The 16,431-nt window shown below is 70.0% G+C and carries 15 protein-coding genes; 2 read left to right on the top strand and 13 right to left on the bottom strand.

Annotation, left to right across the window (positions count from 1 at the left end; all coding sequences use genetic code 11):
• Positions 1–5 precede the first annotated feature (5 nt).
• A complete protein-coding gene (locus tag ACIRP7_RS15530; RefSeq protein WP_403658649.1) occupies positions 6–728 on the bottom strand; it encodes an MBL fold metallo-hydrolase in 723 nt (240 codons plus the stop codon).
• A gap of 180 nt (positions 729–908) precedes the next feature.
• On the opposite strand from ACIRP7_RS15530, the gene ACIRP7_RS15535 reads away from it, so the two are divergent.
• Positions 909–1,727 carry a peptidylprolyl isomerase gene (locus ACIRP7_RS15535; RefSeq protein ID WP_403658652.1) on the top strand — a complete coding sequence of 273 codons (819 nt, stop codon included), beginning with the start codon at positions 909–911 and terminating at the stop codon, positions 1,725–1,727.
• A 135-nt stretch (positions 1,728–1,862) separates the two neighbouring features.
• A complete protein-coding gene (locus ACIRP7_RS15540; RefSeq protein ID WP_403658655.1) occupies positions 1,863–3,092 on the top strand; it encodes a DUF349 domain-containing protein in 1,230 nt (409 codons plus the stop codon).
• 63 nt (positions 3,093–3,155) lie between these two features.
• On the opposite strand, the gene ACIRP7_RS15545 is transcribed toward ACIRP7_RS15540, so the two are convergent.
• The 12 genes from ACIRP7_RS15545 to ACIRP7_RS15600 form a co-directional block, all read right to left on the bottom strand.
• The gene (locus tag ACIRP7_RS15545; protein ID WP_403658657.1) at positions 3,156–5,723 is read right to left on the bottom strand and encodes a RelA/SpoT family protein; all 2,568 of its coding nucleotides are present in this window, start codon (positions 5,721–5,723) and stop codon (positions 3,156–3,158) included.
• A gap of 238 nt (positions 5,724–5,961) precedes the next feature.
• The gene (locus tag ACIRP7_RS15550; RefSeq protein ID WP_403658660.1) at positions 5,962–6,501 is read right to left on the bottom strand and encodes an adenine phosphoribosyltransferase; all 540 of its coding nucleotides are present in this window, start codon (positions 6,499–6,501) and stop codon (positions 5,962–5,964) included.
• Positions 6,498–7,613 carry a protein translocase subunit SecF gene (gene secF, locus ACIRP7_RS15555; RefSeq protein WP_403658663.1) on the bottom strand — a complete coding sequence of 372 codons (1,116 nt, stop codon included), beginning with the start codon at positions 7,611–7,613 and terminating at the stop codon, positions 6,498–6,500. Before secF ends, ACIRP7_RS15550 begins: the two co-directional genes overlap by 4 nt.
• Before the next feature lie 2 nt (positions 7,614–7,615).
• Complete coding sequence (gene secD, locus ACIRP7_RS15560; protein WP_403658666.1) at positions 7,616–9,373, bottom strand: protein translocase subunit SecD; 1,758 nt, start codon at positions 9,371–9,373, stop codon at positions 7,616–7,618.
• A 131-nt stretch (positions 9,374–9,504) separates the two neighbouring features.
• Positions 9,505–10,038, bottom strand: coding sequence for a preprotein translocase subunit YajC (gene yajC, locus ACIRP7_RS15565; protein ID WP_403658669.1), 534 nt, complete (start codon positions 10,036–10,038; stop codon positions 9,505–9,507).
• 174 nt (positions 10,039–10,212) lie between these two features.
• Complete coding sequence (gene ruvB, locus ACIRP7_RS15570; protein ID WP_403658672.1) at positions 10,213–11,283, bottom strand: Holliday junction branch migration DNA helicase RuvB; 1,071 nt, start codon at positions 11,281–11,283, stop codon at positions 10,213–10,215.
• 10 nt (positions 11,284–11,293) lie between these two features.
• Positions 11,294–11,899, bottom strand: coding sequence for a Holliday junction branch migration protein RuvA (ruvA, locus tag ACIRP7_RS15575; RefSeq protein WP_403658675.1), 606 nt, complete (start codon positions 11,897–11,899; stop codon positions 11,294–11,296).
• On the bottom strand, positions 11,896–12,435 hold the full coding sequence (ruvC, locus tag ACIRP7_RS15580) for a crossover junction endodeoxyribonuclease RuvC (protein ID WP_393604073.1): 540 nt from the start codon (positions 12,433–12,435) through the stop codon (positions 11,896–11,898). The genes ruvA and ruvC overlap by 4 nt, the downstream gene beginning before the upstream one ends.
• Before the next feature lie 109 nt (positions 12,436–12,544).
• Positions 12,545–13,297: a YebC/PmpR family DNA-binding transcriptional regulator gene (locus ACIRP7_RS15585; protein ID WP_020117485.1), complete on the bottom strand. Its 753-nt coding sequence runs from the start codon at positions 13,295–13,297 to the stop codon at positions 12,545–12,547.
• 49 nt (positions 13,298–13,346) lie between these two features.
• Positions 13,347–13,952, bottom strand: coding sequence for a pyridoxal 5'-phosphate synthase glutaminase subunit PdxT (gene pdxT, locus ACIRP7_RS15590; protein WP_403658679.1), 606 nt, complete (start codon positions 13,950–13,952; stop codon positions 13,347–13,349).
• A 6-nt stretch (positions 13,953–13,958) separates the two neighbouring features.
• On the bottom strand, positions 13,959–14,864 hold the full coding sequence (gene pdxS, locus ACIRP7_RS15595) for a pyridoxal 5'-phosphate synthase lyase subunit PdxS (RefSeq protein ID WP_057614185.1): 906 nt from the start codon (positions 14,862–14,864) through the stop codon (positions 13,959–13,961).
• Positions 14,865–15,876: 1,012 nt separating this feature from the next.
• Positions 15,877–16,419 (bottom strand): hypothetical protein, encoded by a 543-nt coding sequence (locus ACIRP7_RS15600; protein WP_403658682.1) that lies wholly within the window; start codon positions 16,417–16,419, stop codon positions 15,877–15,879.
• Positions 16,420–16,431: the final 12 nt, after the last annotated feature.

Below are 16,431 nucleotides of genomic sequence, written 5' to 3' on the forward strand. Positions count from 1 at the left end.
TCTCGTCACATTCCTCGTCGGGGAGGGGTGCTCGCACCCTCGCCGAGATCTCGGCGGCCTGCGGCCACTTCCCGCAGATACGGGTTGGTGGCGCGCTCCTGGCCGATGGTCGTCTGGGGACCGTGGCCGGACAGCACCACGGTCGAGTCGTCGAGCGGCAGGCACACGCGGGCCAGCGAGTCGAGCATCTCGGCCATGTCGCCGCCGGGCAGGTCGGTGCGTCCGATGGAGCCGGCGAAGAGCAGATCCCCGGAGAAGAACACGGAGGGGATCTCCGCGGTCTCGGGCATCCGGAATGTCACCGACCCCTTGGTATGGCCCGGCGCGTGCGCGACGGACAGCTCCAGGCCCGCGAGCTCCAGCTTCACGCCGTCGGTCAGCTCCTTGACGTCGTCCGGCTCTCCCACGGTGATCTCGCCCATGAGCGGCATCCCGATGGAACGCCCGAGACCCATCGACGGATCCTTCATCATGTAGCGGTCCTCGGGGTGGATCCACGCCGGTACACCGTGCGCGCCGCACACCGGGACGACCGAGGCCACGTGGTCGATGTGGCCGTGCGTGAGGACGACGGCGACGGGCTTGAGCCGATGCTTCCTCAGCGTCTCCTCGACGCCTTCGGCGGCCTGGTGGCCGGGGTCGATGATCACGCACTCCTCACCGGCGGCGGGGGCGACGAGATAACAGTTCGTCCCCCAGGCCCCGGCGGGGAACCCGGCAATGAGCACGATCGTCCTCGTTTTGTGTGGGTACGGGCGGTCTTCCGGGCGGCTGCCCCAGTGGTCAGAGCCTACCGGCGCTGCCGATTCCTCAGCGAACCCATATACGGTACGGGGCACACGCAGGCGGTCGGTTCATAGGACGCATGCGTACCGGTCGGCGTACGAGACGCATGAGGAGAGAACCCCGTGGTCACCCAGGAACAGCGGAAGCGGCAGCTCGCGCGGGAGAAGTTCTTGCGGCAGCAGCAGCGGCGCACGGCCGCGCGCCGCAAGGCCCGTGTACGCAACTCTGTGATCGCGTCGGTGCTCGGCGTGATACTGGTGGGCAGCCTGGCGCTCTACACGTCCGGAGTCATGAAGGACGACGACAAGGCCAGCGCGAGCGCGCAGACCACTCCCAGCGCGGCGCCGACCAGCAAGGCGCCGGACCCGTGCGAGAAGCCGGCAGCGGGCAAGGTCAAGACGCAGACCTGGAAGAAGGAGCCGGCGATGTCCATCGACAAGTCGGCGAAGTACACCCTTGACCTCGCGACGACCTGCGGGAAGGTCGACATCGCGCTGAAGACGTCGGCGGCCCCGCACACCGTGAACTCGTTCGACTTCCTGGCGAACAAGGGCTTCTTCGACCACACCAAGTGCCACCGGCTCACCACCAACGGCATCTACGTCCTGCAGTGCGGCGACCCGACGGGCTCCGGCAGCGGCGGACCGGGCTACACCATCCCGGACGAGAACCTGAAGGACAAGAGCCTCAAGTCCAACGTCTACCCGGCGGGCACCGTCGCGATGGCGAACACCGGGCAGGCGCACACCGGCGGCAGCCAGTTCTTCCTCGTCTACCAGGACAGCCAGCTGCCGCCGAGCTACACGCCGTTCGGCACCATCTCGGCATCCGGTATGAAGGTGCTGAAGAAGATCGCCGCGGCCGGTGAGAGCACCGGCGCGGGCGACGGCGCACCGAACGCGACCGTCGTGATCAACAAGGCGACGGTCACCAAATCCTGACCGTCAAGTGCGGAATTTCGGTCGCGCGGGATGCGGACAGGCAACCCGCCGGTCGCCTATGTTGGCCGTGACGAAACTGTGGACGATGTCCGGGGGCGAGGAAGCCTCCCGCAGGCATCATGTGGAGGAGGCGCTGTGAGCAGCGACCCGTGGGGCCGCGTCGACGAGACGGGGACCGTGTACGTGCGAACGGCCGACGGTGAGCAGGTCGTCGGTTCCTGGCAGGCCGGCTCCCCCGAGGAAGCCCTGGCCTACTTCGAGCGCAAGTACGAGGGCCTGGTTGTCGAGATCGGCCTCCTCGAGAAGCGTGTGAAGACCACCGACCTGTCGGCGAAGGACGCTCAGGCGGCCATCGACCACATCCGCGAGCAGGTCGACGCGCATCACGCGGTCGGCGACCTGGAAGCGCTCAAGGTGCGGCTGGACAAGCTCGTGGAGACCGTCGACAAGCGCCGCGAGGAGCGCAAGCAGCAGCGCGCGAAGCAGTCCGACGAGGCCCGGCACGCCAAGGAGGCGCTGGTCGTCGAGGCGGAGGAGCTGGCCCAGTCCGACCAGTGGCGGGCCGCCGGTGAGCGACTGCGCGCGCTGGTGGACACCTGGAAGGGTCTGCCGCGCCTGGACCGCAAGTCCGACGACGAGCTGTGGCACCGCTTCTCGCACGCCCGCTCGGCGTTCTCCAAGCGTCGCAAGGCCCACTTCGCGTCGCTGGACGCCCAGCGCGAGGAGGCCCGCAGGACCAAGGAGCGGCTGGTCGGCGAGGCCGAGGCGCTGTCCGGGTCGACGGACTGGGGTCCGACGGCCGCGCGCTACCGCGAGCTGATGGCCGAGTGGAAGGCGGCGGGCCGCGCGCAGCGCGAGCACGAGGACGACCTGTGGAACCGCTTCCGCGGCGCCCAGGACGTGTTCTTCGCCGCCCGCAGCTCGGTGTTCGCCGAGCGGGACGCCGAACAGACCGAGAACCTCAAGCTGAAGGAGGAGCTGGCCGAGGAGGCCGAGAAGCTCCTGCCGATCGGCGACCTGAAGAGCGCCCGCGCCGCCTTCCGCACGCTCAACGAGCGCTGGGAGGCCATCGGTCACGTCCCGCGGGACGCCCGGCCGAAGGTCGAGGGCCGGATGCACGCCGTCGAGCGCGCCCTGCAGGAGGCCGAGGAGACCGAGTGGCGCCGGACCAACCCGGAGGCACGCGCGCGTGCCGCGGGTCTGACCGGCCAGCTGCAGGCCGCCGTGGACAAGCTCAGGGGCCAGATCGACCAGGCGCGCGCCCAGGGCAACAACTCCAGGGCCGACAAGCTGGAGCGGGAGCTGGAGGGCCGCCAGGCGCTCCTGGACCAGGCGCTCAAGGGTCTTGAGGAGTTCGGCGGCTGAGGCCGCGTGTGACCGTATGGGAAGGGGCCCCGCACCTTGGTGCGGGGCCCCTTCCCATGTCTTCTACGACCGGTTCCGCGCCGACGTCACGCGGTACACGTCGTACACGCCCTCCACGCCCCTGACCGCCTTCAAAACGTGTCCGAGGTGCTTCGGGTCGCCCATCTCGAAGGTGAAGCGGGAGGTGGCGACGCGGTCGCGGGAGGTCTGGACGGCCGCGGAGAGGATGTTGACGTGCTGGTCGGACAGGACGCGGGTGACGTCCGAGAGGAGCCGGGAGCGGTCCAGGGCCTCGACCTGGATGGCGACCAGGAAGACCGAGGACTGCGTGGGCGCCCACTCGACCTCGAGGATGCGCTCGGGCTCCCGGGACAATGACTCCACGTTGACGCAGTCGCTGCGGTGAACCGATACGCCACTACCGCGGGTGACGAAACCGATGATCGGGTCGCCCGGGACGGGGGTGCAACAGCGGGCCAGCTTGACCCACACGTCGTCGACGCCCTTGACGACGACGCCCGGGTCTGTGCTGGTGCGGCGCTTGCGCCCGCGGCCGTGGGACGGCGGGACCGACTCGTCGATCTCCTCGGTGGCCGCCTCCTCGCCGCCGAGCGCGGAGACGAGTTTCTGCACGATGTTCTGCGCGGAGACATGCCCCTCGCCGATCGCCGCGTACAGCGCGGAGATGTCGGAGTACCGCATCTCGTGCGCGAGCGTGACGAGGGAGTCCCCGGTGAGGATGCGCTGGATCGGCAGGTTCTGTTTGCGCATCGCGCGGACGATGGCGTCCTTGCCCTGCTCGATCGCCTCGTCACGGCGCTCCTTGGAGAACCAGGCGCGGATCTTGTTGCGGGCCCGCGGCGACTTCACGAAGTTCAGCCAGTCGCGGGACGGTCCGGCCCCGGCCGCCTTGGACGTGAAGACCTCGACGAGGTCGCCGTTGTCCAGGGTCGACTCCAGCGGTACGAGACGGCCGTTGACCCGGGCTCCTATGGTGCGGTGGCCCACCTCGGTGTGCACCGCGTACGAGAAGTCCACCGGAGTGGAACCGGCCGGCAGCGCTATCACGTCGCCCTTGGGCGTGAAGACGAAGACCTCGTTGCGCGAGAGGTCGAAGCGCAGGGACTCCAGGAACTCGCCGGGGTCCTCGGTCTCCTTCTGCCAGTCGAGGAGCTGACGCAGCCACGCCATGTCGTTGAGGTGGTCGTCCTTGCCGGTGGTCCTCGGCTGGTCCGAGCGGACCTTGGAGGTGCCGGCGACGGCCTCCTGCTTGTACTTCCAGTGCGCGGCGATGCCGTACTCGGCACGGCGGTGCATGTCGAACGTGCGGATCTGCAGTTCGACCGGCTTGCCGTTCGGCCCGATGACTGTCGTGTGCAGCGACTGGTACATGTTGAACTTGGGCATCGCGATGTAGTCCTTGAACCGGCCGGGGACCGGGTTCCATCGCGCGTGCACGGTGCCGAGGGCGGCGTAGCAGTCGCGGACGGTGTCGACGAGGACTCGGATGCCGACCAGGTCGTAGATCTCCGCGAAGTCGCGGCCTCGGACGATCATCTTCTGGTAGACGCTGTAGTAGTGCTTGGGGCGGCCGGTGACGGTGGCCTTGATCCGGGCCGCGCGCAGGTCGGACTGCACCTCGTCGGTCACTATGGCCAGGTACTCGTCCCGCTTGGGCGCCCGCTCGGCCACCAGCCGTACGATCTCGTCGTACATCTTGGGGTAGAGGATCGCGAACGCGAGGTCCTCCAGCTCCCACTTGATGGTGTTCATGCCGAGGCGGTGGGCGAGCGGCGCGTAGATCTCCAGCGTCTCGCGCGCCTTCTTCTCCTGCTTCTCGCGCTTGAGGTAGCGCATGGTGCGCATGTTGTGGAGGCGGTCGGCGAGCTTGATGACCAGGACGCGCGGGTCCTTGGCCATGGCGACGACCATCTTGCGCACGGTCTCCGCCTGCGCGGCCTCGCCGAACTTGACCTTGTCCAGCTTGGTGACGCCGTCGACGAGCAGCGCGACCGAGTCGCCGAAGTCGCGGCGGAGCTGGTCGAGGCCGTACTCGGTGTCCTCGACGGTGTCGTGCAGCAGCCCGGCCATCAGGGTCGCCGGGTCCATGCCGAGCTCGGCGAGGATGGTGGTCACCGCGAGGGGGTGGGTGATGTACGGGTCGCCGCTCTTGCGCTTCTGGCCGCGGTGCCAGCGCTCGGCGACCTGGTAGGCCTTCTCGATCTGGCGCAGCGTCGCCGTCTCGATCTTCGGGTCGTTGCTGCGCACTATCCGCAGCAGGGGCTCCAGGACCGGGTTGTACGGGTTGGAGCGCTGGACGCCGAGACGGGCCAGGCGGGCGCGGACGCGGTTGGAGGAGCCGGTGCGGGCGGGCTGGCCGGTGTTCGGGCGGGCCGCCGGGGTGGCCGGTGCGGCGGGCTCGGCAGAGGCGGGCTTGGGCCGGGGCGGCTCGGCCGGCTTGTCGACGGGCGCGGACTGGGCGTGCTCGACAGGCCCGCGGGCGTCGCTCGTCGCGTTCTTCGCGTCCGGCGCGGGCTTCGCCGCGGGCGCCGAGGCGGGCTCGGGCTTGGCGGCTGGAGGTCCCCCCAGGCGTTCAGCACCGGGGGCGAGTGGCTGGGCCTCGTCTGGCAAGAGGACTCCTCGTGCGCGATCCGGGTCCCCAGGTCAGGCTCCGGAGAACCCATGGTAGCGATCCTGCGCCCCGGGATCGCCTTCGGACCGATGTGAGGGACGTCTACCTCTGGAACGCGAGGGACTGGGGGCCGGCTTTGCGGGGTTCGGGAAGTGATCCGCGCGCCCTCACACGGAACGGCCGTCCCGGTCTCCCGGAACGGCCGTTGCGCAGTGCGTGCGTGCTGCTGTCGGCGGATCAGACCACCAGCAGTGCTTCCAGCGGGGCTCCGGCCAGGGCCGGCTCCAGGCGGGCTCGCCCGCCCAGGAAGCCCAGTTCCATCAGGACCGCGAGGCCGGCGACTTCGGCGCCCGCGCGGCGGATCAGCTCGATGGACGCCTCGGCGGTGCCGCCCGTGGCCAGCACGTCGTCGACGATCAGGACACGGTCGTCGGCGGACAGGTCCTCCGCGTGCACCTCGATCTCCGCCGAGCCGTACTCCAGGTCGTACGCCTGGCTCAGGGTCGCCCCGGGGAGCTTGCCTGCCTTGCGCACGGGGATGAAGCCGAGTCCCGCGCGGATCGCGACCGGGGCACCGAGGATGAAGCCCCGGGCCTCCAGACCGACGACCTTCGTGGCACCGGTGTTCGCGGCGACCGCGGCCAGCGCGTCGGTGAGGGCCGTGAACGCCGCCGGGTCCGCCAGGAGCGGGGTGATGTCCTTGAACATCACCCCCGGCTCCGGGTAGTCGGCGACATCGCGGATACGGCTGAGCAGCAACTCCTCGACGTCGGTCATCGGCGCTTCCCCGAGGGACGGCCACGGCCCCGGCCCCGGGACGCGGGCTGAGTGCGCGGACCGACGACCGCGTGGGCGGTGTCGTCGTCCGGCTCGTCGTCGCGGACGGAAGACGCGTCGTCGGCCATCTCCTCCTCGACGGACGCCCCCTGGGCGCGCTTGGCCAGGACCCGCTTCTTCAGGGCCTTCATCGCCGGCTCGCGCTCCTTGAGGTCGGCGACGAGCGGGGTGGCGATGAAGATCGAGGAGTACGCACCGGCGGCGAGACCGACGAACAGCGACAGCGAGATGTCGTTGAGCGTGCCCGCGCCGAGGAAACCGCCACCGATGAACAGCAGGCCCGCCACCGGCAGCAGCGCGACCACCGTGGTGTTGATCGAGCGGACCAGGGTGCCGTTGATCGAACGGTTGGCGATGTCGCTGTAGGTCCAGCGGCTCTGCTTGGTGATGTCCCTCGTCTGCTCCTTGAGGGAGTCGAAGACGACCACCGTGTCGTAGAGCGAGTAACCGAGGATGGTCAGCAGACCGATCACCGTGCCCGGCGTGACCTCGAAGCCCACGAGGGCGTAGATGCCGACGGTGATGGTGATGTCGTGGATCAGGGCGACGAGCGCCGCGATGGCCATGCGCCACTCGAAGGCGATCGCTAGATAGATCACGACGAGGACCATGAAGATCGCCAGACCCTGCCAGGCCTTCTTGGCGATCTGGTCGCCCCAGCTGGGGCCGACCAGGTCGGCGGCGATGGTCTCCGGGTCGACCTTGAAGTCCTTGGCCAGGTCCGTCTTGATCTGGTCGGACTGCTTGGTGTCCATGCCGGCGATCTGGATGCGCAGCGTGCCGTTGCCGAGCTTCTGCACGACGGCGTCGTGGCCGGAGGCCTCCTTCGCGAAGTTCTCGGCCTGGGACACCGAGACGCTGGTCTTCTCGGTGGTGAAGACCGCGCCGCCCTGGAAGTCGATGCCCATGTTGAGGCCGCGTACCGCGAGGCCCAGGATCGCCGTGATGGTGATCAGGATCGAGATGCCGTACCAGAGCTTGCGATGACCGATGAAGTCGTAGCTGATCTCGCCACGGTGCAGTCGGGCGCCGAGGTTGCCGAGTTTCGACATGCTCACGCCTCCTTCGTGTGGGCGGGGGCGGGGCGGCGGGTGCGGCGCAGCGGTGGCTTGGCGCCCAGGCTCTTCGGGTCGAGGCCGGACCACTTGCTGCCGCTCGCGAAGAACTTCCGGCGGGCCAGCAGCGTCATCAGCGGCTTGGTGAAGAAGAAGACCACGACCACGTCGAGCACGGTGGTCAGACCGAGCGTGAACGCGAAGCCCTGGACCTTGCCGACCGTCACGATGAACAGCACCGCGGCGGCGAGGAACGACACGAAGTCGGAGACCAGGATGGTGCGCCGGGCACGCGGCCAGGCCCGCTCGACGGCGGGGCGCAGCGAGCGGCCCTCCCGGATCTCGTCCCTTATGCGTTCGAAGTACACGATGAACGAGTCCGCGGTGATACCGATCGCGACGATGGCACCGCACACGGCCGGCAGGTTCAGCGCGAAGCCGATGGCCGGGCCGAGCAGCGCCATGAGCACATAGGTGAGCATTCCGGAGACCAGCAGCGAGGCCATCGCGACGAGCGACAGGCCCCGGTAGTAGGCCACCAGGTAGATCACGACCAGCAGGAGGCCGATGGCACCGGCGAGGAGACCGGCGTGCAGCTGGTCACCGCCGAGCGCGGCGGTCACCGTGGTCACGCTCTGCTCCTGGAAGGAGAGCGGGAGAGCGCCGTACGACAGCATGTTGGCGAGGTTCTGGGCCTCGTCCTGCGTGAAGCTGCCGGAGATCTGGGCGCTGCCGCCGGTGATCGAGGAGCTGACGTAGGGGCTGGAGACGACCTCGCCGTCGAGGACGATGCCGAACTCGTTCTGCGGCTGGGTGTTCTTCGCGAGCTGGCCCGTGATGTCCGCGAACTTCTTGGCACCCTTGCCGTTGAAGGCCATGGTGACCTGCCAGCCGGCGGCGGTCTGCGTGTCGAAGACCGCCTGGGCCTTCTTGACCTCGGTGCCGTCGACGGCGGCCGGGCCGAGCAGGTACTTGTACCAGACGCCGGAGCTCTCGCCGCAGCCCACGGTGGTCTCGCCCGGCTTGGCGCCGTCGCCCGCTTTGTTGCGCTGCGCCTTCTTGGAACAGTCCAGGGCGGTGTACTGGGCCTGGAGCTTGGCGTCGGCGGCGGAGGGAGCGGTGCTCGCGGAGGCCGACGGGGACGCGGAGCTCGACGCCTTCGCGGACGCCGACGGCGTGGAGTCGGCCTTCAGCGCGTCGGTGACGGCGCGGCCCTGCGAGGTGGCGGAGGCCGACGGGGAGGACGACGAGGTCGCCTTCTCTCCGGTGGAGCCGGACTTGCTCGCGGAGGGGCTCGGCGAGGCGGTCGAGGAGCCGCTGGCGGACGGGCTCGGCGAGGTGGCCGCGGCGCCGCCGGTGGCCTCCTGGGCCAGGACCGGACGGAAGTACAGCTTGGCGGTGGTGCCGACCTGGTCGCGGGCCTCCTTGGAGTTGGTGCCCTTGGGGATGTTCACGATGATGTTGCGATCACCCTGGGTCTGCACCTCCGCCTCGGAGACGCCCAGGCCGTTGACACGGCGGTTCATGATGTCGACCGCGGTGTCCATGTTGGCCTTGTTGATCGCGGCCCCCTGGTCGGCCTTGGCCTCCAGCGTGATGCTGGTGCCTCCGGCCAGGTCGATGCCGAGACGCGGGGTGGTGTGTCCGGAGAGGAACATTCCACCGGTGAGCGCCACGATGGCGATCAGGATCAGGGCCAGCGTGCGCCCTGGCTTGCTCTGGGCACTCGCGCTCCGGCCCCTTTTGGGTGCTGCCACCTTCTCGTACTCCCTCTCGGGCCGCTCTCGCGCCGGGTCGGCGGGCGGGCGGCCATGACTGGTGTCGGGATTCCGTGCGAGCCGCGCAGATCCGGGGCGCGCGGAGCTGGTCCGCGCGCCCCGGAGTGCGACTACTTCGCGTCGGAGTCGCCGTCGGTCTTCTTCGGCTCGTCGTCCGACTTCGCCTCGGCGGCCTCGGTCTCGGCGTCGGCCTTGGCGGGCGCGTCGTCGGCGGGCTCCTCTGCCGTGTCCTTCTTACCGAGGTCGACGGACTTCTCGTCGGAGGCGGCGGCAGCTTCGTCGGCGGACTCGTCGGTCTCGGTGTCGGTGAGGGAGGAGGCGTCGTCGGGGACGACGTCGGAGTCGGACTTCAGGTCGTGCTCGATGCCGTGGACGATGCGGTTGTACTCGTCGTCGGTCAGGACGGCACCGATGGCGTTCTTCGCGAAGAGAAGATCGACGCCGGGAGCGGCGTCGAGGAGGACCGTGTCCTCGTTGACCTCCTTGACCGTGGCGTACATGCCCCCGATGGTGCGGACGCCGCTGCCGGGCTGCATGTCGTTCCGCATGCTCGCGGCCTGCTGCTGCTTCTTCTTGGCCGAGCGGGTCATCAGGAACATGGCCCCGATGAGCACGATGAACGGGAGGAGGGTCACGAGACTCACGGGTCGGTACTTCCTTCACGCGACCGCGAGGTGAGCGGCCTGATGGTTGGGGGTATGTCTGCCGCCGACAAGGGCGGCATCGGCGGAGTCTAAGCGAGTCCGCGCGCAGTGAACAACGCTCAGCATGGCACCAGGGTTCCTGACCCGGCCAATGCCCGCGCCGTCACGATCGCGTCACGTCCCGAACAGGTCCTGTTGTCCGTTTCCCGTGGCTGCCGAGCGGGGCGGCGTGAGGCCGAGATGTGCCCATGCGGCGGGAGTGGCGACCCGCCCGCGCGGGGTGCGGGCGAGCAGACCCTCCCGGACGAGGAAGGGCTCGGCCACTTCTTCGACGGTCTCGCGCTCCTCCCCCACCGCGACGGCGAGCGTGGACAGGCCGACCGGGCCGCCGCCGAAGAGCTTGAGCAGGGCCTCCAGGACTCCGCGGTCGAGGCGGTCGAGGCCGCGGGCGTCGACCTCGTAGACCTTGAGCGCCGCCGCGGCGATGTCCCGCGTGATGACTCCGTCGGCCTTGACCTGGGCGTAGTCGCGGACCCGGCGCAGCAGACGGTTGGCGATACGGGGCGTGCCGCGGGAGCGGCCCGCGATCTCGGCGGCGCCGTCGGAGCCGATCTCGACGTCGAGCAGGTGGGCCGAGCGGTGGATGACGCGCTCCAACTCGGCGGGTTCGTAGAACTCCATGTGCGCGGTGAAGCCGAAGCGGTCGCGCAGCGGGGGCGGCAGCAGACCCGCGCGGGTGGTGGCACCGACCAGGGTGAAGGGAGGCAGCTCCAGCGGGATGGCGGTGGCGCCGGGGCCCTTGCCGACGATGACGTCGACGCGGAAGTCCTCCATCGCCATGTAGAGCATCTCCTCGGCGGGCCGCGACATGCGGTGGATCTCGTCGAGGAAGAGGACCTCTCCCTCCTGGAGGGAGGAGAGGATCGCCGCGAGGTCGCCGGCGTGCTGGATGGCGGGGCCGCTGGTGATCCGGATCGGGGCGTTCATCTCGGCCGCGATGATCATCGAGAGGGTGGTCTTGCCGAGGCCGGGGGCGCCGGAGAGCAGCACGTGGTCGGCGGTGGCACCCCGCGCGCGTGCGGCCCGCAGGACGAGGTCGAGCTGTTCGCGGACCTTCTCCTGGCCGATGAACTCATCGAGGTCCTTGGGGCGCAGGGCGGCCTCGACGGCCTGGTCCTCACGGTCGGCGGACGCACCGACGAGCCGCTCGGTGGCGGTCTCGTCGGTGGTGTCGTCCCAGTTCACTGACGTTCTCCTAGCGGGCGCGGTTCAGGGTCTGCAGGGCGGCCTTCAGCAGTTGGCCGACCTGAGGCGTGCCCTCGGCCGCCTCTGCCTGCGGGGTGACGGCGGTGACGGCCTCGTCGGCCTCGCGGGTGGCGTAGCCGAGGCCGATCAGGGCGGCGTGCAGCTGGTCGCGCCAGCCCCGGCTGACCGGAGCGCCGATCGCGGGGGCGCCGAGCGGCTCGCCGAGCCGGTCCTTGAGCTCCAGGAGCAGCTTCTGGGCGCCCTTCTTGCCGATGCCGGGCACGGCGATGAGCGCCTTCTCGTCACCCGTGGCCACCGCCCGGCGCAGGGCGTCCGGGGCGTGCACGGCCAGCATGGCCTGGGCCAGCCGCGGGCCGACTCCGCTGGCGGTCTGGAGCAGCTCGAAGACCTGGCGCTCGTCGTCGTCGACGAAGCCGTAGAGGGTGAGGGAGTCCTCGCGTACGACCAGGGAGGTGGCGAGCTTGGCCGGCTGACCGAGACGGAGGGTCGACAGCGTGTTCGGCGTGCAGTGCACCGCCAGGCCGACACCACCGACCTCGACCACCGCGGTGTCGGGAGCGAGTGCGGCGACCGTGCCGCTCACAAAGGCGATCATGCCGTACGGCCTTTCCGTGCTGTGGCTGCGTGCAGGGCGACGGCCTGCTGGAGTCGGTTCTGGGCAGGCGCGCGCCAGATGTGGCAGATGGCGAGTGCGAGGGCGTCGGCGGCGTCGGCCGGCTTGGGCGGCGCGTCGAGCCGCAGCAGGCGGGTGACCATCGCGCCGACCTGGGCCTTGTCGGCGCGGCCGCTGCCGGTGACGGCGGCCTTGACCTCGCTCGGGGTGTGCAGGGCGACGGGGATGCCGCGGCGGGCGGCGCACAGCATGGCGACGGCGCTGGCCTGGGCGGTGCCCATCACCGTACGGACGTTGTGCTGGCTGAACACCCGCTCCACGGCGACGCATTCGGGCCGGTACTCGTCCAGCCACTGCTCGATGCCCTGCTCGACGGCGACGAGCCGCTGCCCCAACTCGGCGTCCACGGGCGTGCGGACGACCCCGACGCCGATCATCGTGAGCGGGCGGCCCGCGACCCCCTCGACCACGCCGACGCCGCATCGCGTGAGACCGGGGTCCACCCCGAGTACGCGCACGCGCCCCCCTCTCTTCGATTCGCCTGTTTGTGCAGGCTATCGGGTGCCACCGACAAAGCGACGGGCCGACGGGTGCGTCCCGTCGGCCCGTTGGAAGCTGAGCGTCGGCTCAGGCGTCGACCTTTTCCATGACCTCGTCGCTGACGTCGAAGTTGGCGAAGACGTTCTGGACGTCGTCGCTGTCCTCGAGGGCGTCGATCAGCCGGAAGATCTTCCTGGCGCCCTCCTCGTCCAGCTCGACCTGCATGGTCGGGACGAAGTTGGCGTCGGCGGAGTCGTAGTCGATCCCGGCGTCCTGGAGAGCGGTGCGGACGGCGACCAGGTCGGTGGCCTCGCTGAGGATCTCGAAGGACTCGCCCAGGTCGTTGACCTCCTCGGCGCCCGCGTCCAGGACCGCGCCGAGCACGTCGTCCTCGGTGAGCTCGCCCTTGGGGACGATGACGACGCCCTTGCGGTTGAAGAGGTACGACACCGAACCGGGGTCGGCCATGTTGCCGCCGTTGCGGGTCATGGCGACACGCACGTCGGAGGCGGCGCGGTTGCGGTTGTCGGTCAGGCACTCGATGAGCACCGCGACACCGTTGGGGCCGTAGCCCTCGTACATGATCGTCTCGTAGTCGGCGCCGCCGGCCTCGAGACCGCCGCCACGCTTGATCGCGGAGTCGATGTTCTTGTTCGGAACCGACGACTTCTTCGCCTTCTGCACGGCGTCGTACAGCGTCGGATTGCCGTCCAGGTCCACGCCGCCCATACGCGCCGCGACCTCGATGTTCTTGATCAGCTTCGCGAAGAGCTTGCCGCGCTTGGCGTCGATCACGGCCTTCTTGTGCTTCGTCGTGGCCCATTTAGAGTGGCCGGACATCTGCCTGTCTCCTTCGCGTAACCCATCTCTGCAACCAACGCCTGAGATCCTACAAGGACTCCCGCGTCCGGTACGCGCGCACCATGTCGACAAAGAGAGAGTGCACGCGGTGGTCGCCGGTCAGTTCCGGGTGGAACGACGTGGCGAGCGCGTTGCCCTGACGGACCGCGACGATGTGGCCGCCGTGCTCGGCGAGCACCTCGGCCTCGGCGCCGACGGACTCCACCCAGGGAGCGCGGATGAAGACGCCCTCCACAGGGGCGCCCGGAACGCCCTTCACGTCGACCGCCGCCTCGAAGGACTCGTTCTGACGTCCGAAGGCGTTGCGCCGCACGATCATGTCGATGCCGCCGATCGTCTCCTGGCCCGAGCGCGGGTCGAGGATCTTGTCGGCCAGCATGATCAGTCCCGCGCAGGTGCCGTAGACCGGCAGGCCGTCGCGCACGCGCGCGCGAAGGGGCTCCATCACGCCGAACAGGACGGCCAGCTTGGAGATGGTGGTGGACTCGCCGCCGGGGATGACGAGGCCGTCCACCTCGGCGAGTTCGTCGGGGCGCCGCACCGGCCTGGCCACGGCGTCGGCCGCGGCCAGGGCCACGAGGTGCTCCCGGACGTCGCCCTGGAGGGCCAGGACGCCTATGACAGGAGTGCTCATGAGTGGTTACCAGCCGCGGTTGGCGTAGCGCTCGGTCTCGGGGAGGGTGTCGCAGTTGATGCCGACCATGGCCTCGCCGAGGTTGCGGGACGCGTCCGCGATGATCTTCGGGTCGTCGTAGAAGGTGGTCGCCTTCACGATGGCGGCGGCACGCTTGGCCGGGTCACCGGACTTGAAGATGCCGGAGCCGACGAAGACGCCCTCGGCACCGAGCTGGCGCATCAGCGCGGCGTCGGCGGGGGTGGCGACGCCACCGGCGGAGAACAGCACCACGGGGAGCTTGCCGAGCTCGGCGACCTCCTTGACCAGCTCGTACGGGGCGCGCAGCTCCTTGGCGGCGGCGTACAGCTCGTGGTTGTCGTAGCCGCGGAGCCTGGCGATCTCGTTCTTGATCTGGCGCAGGTGGCGGACGGCCTCCACGACGTTTCCGGTGCCGGCCTCGCCCTTGGAGCGGATCATCGCCGCGCCCTCGGCGATGCGGCGCAGGGCCTCGCCCAGGTTGGTGGCACCGCAGACGAAGGGGGTCGTGAAGGACCACTTGTCGGAGTGGTTGACCTCGTCGGCCGGGGTGAGGACCTCGGACTCGTCGATGTAGTCGACGCCGAGGGACTGCAGGACCTGGGCCTCGACGAAGTGGCCGATGCGGGACTTGGCCATGACCGGGATCGAGACGGCTTCGATGATGCCCTCGATCATGTCCGGGTCGGACATGCGCGCCACGCCGCCGTCCTTGCGGATGTCGGCCGGGACCCGCTCCAGGGCCATGACGGCGACGGCGCCCGCGTCCTCCGCGATCTTCGCCTGCTCCGGCGTGACGACGTCCATGATCACGCCGCCCTTGAGCTGCTCCGCCATACCGCGCTTCACGCGCGCGGTGCCGGTCTCGGGAGCCTGGTTCTCGATGCTGGACACGGGTTGACCTCGCTGAAGTGAAAGGGACTGCTGCAGCACCGAGGAAACGCCACCGGACCAGGCCACAGCAAGGGCCAATGGGGAGGCGGTGGATCGTTTTTGCCGCTGTGGGGTTCCGGGGGCGGGCCGCGCCGGTCGGCGAGGCCGCGGATGGGCAGTGCGGGGCGCTGCGCAATCGGTGGCCGGATCTGGTTGCCCTCCGGGCCACGGAGGACGCGGCGGCCGATCGGCTGAGCCGTTGCGCCGCAGTACGCCGACGCTTCCCGGCCGGGGGCTTGTCCTGATCGCCCTCCGGGCCACGGAAGACTCGACAGCTGACGCCGGTCACTGTCCTACCCGGGGCCAGGGGCGACTCGTGCCGTCCGCCGAACCGTTGCCCCGCAGGGCTCCAGCGCTTCCCGGCCGAAAGCTGGATCTGGTTGCCCTTCGGCCACGCAACCACGCTGGCAGCCGACATCGGTCAGGCCCGGCCCGGCCCAGTCCACCAGGGCCGCCGGCGAGTCGGACCCCGCCGCCCAACCGGTGCCCCACACCGCACCACCGCTTCCCAGCCGAAAGCTGCATCTGGTTGCCCTCCAGCCACGCAACCACGCTGGCAGCCGACATCGGTCAGGCCCGGCCCGGCCCGGTCCACCAAGGCCGTCGGCGGCTCGTGCCCCGCCGCCCAACCGGTGCCCCACACCGCACCAGCGCTTCCCAGCCGAAAGCTGGATCTGGTTGCCCTCCAGCCACGCAACCACGCTGGCAGCCGACATCGGTCAGGCCCGGCCCGGCCCAGTCCACCAGGGCCGCCGGCGAGTCGGACCCCGCTGCCCAACCGTTGCCCCGCACCAGCGCTTCCCAGCCGAAAGCTGCATCTGGTTGCCCTCCAGCCACGCAAGGACCCTGGCGGCCGACGTCGGCCTCAGTCCTACCCGCCCCAGTCCACCAGGGCCGCCGGTGAGTCGGACCCCGCTGCCCAACCGTTGCCCCGCACCAGCGCTTCCCGGCCGAAAGCTGGGTCTGATCGCCCCTACCCGGCCCGGTCCACCAAGGCCGCAGGTGGCTCGTCGTCCATTTCGAAGGCCATTGGGAAGGGGGCGTGGCCGGCCAGGCGGAACCAGCGGACCTTGCGGTGCTGGCGCAGGCGGCGGGCGGCGCCCACGGCGTCGTTGTGGAAGCGGCGGGCCATGGGGACCCGGCGTACCGCCTCGGTGAGCTCATGGGCGGCCGCCTCTCCCCCGGGCGCCTCGCGCACCGCCTCCACCTGGGCGGGCTCCGCGAACACGGCCCTCAGCGCCTGGCTCAGGTCGCTCTCGGCGACCTCCCGCTGCTCCTCCTCGGCCTGCCGCGCGGCGTGCGCGGCCTCGTACAGGACGATCGACGCGGCCGGATCGAGCACGCCCGAGGTGGCCAGCTCCTGGGTCACGGAGGCCCGGCGGAGCAACTGCGCGTCCAAGCCCGCGCGCGTGGCGTCGATCCTCGCGTGCAGCCGGTCGAGACGGCCCGCGGTCCAGCTCAGATAAAGGCCGATCGCGACCAGCGCGACGAGAATCCAGATGAGGGTGGGAGTCACGGGCAGCAAGGC

Source organism: Streptomyces sp. NPDC102270 (assembly GCF_044766405.1).
In the GTDB taxonomy this organism is placed as follows: Bacteria; Actinomycetota; Actinomycetes; order Streptomycetales; family Streptomycetaceae; genus Streptomyces.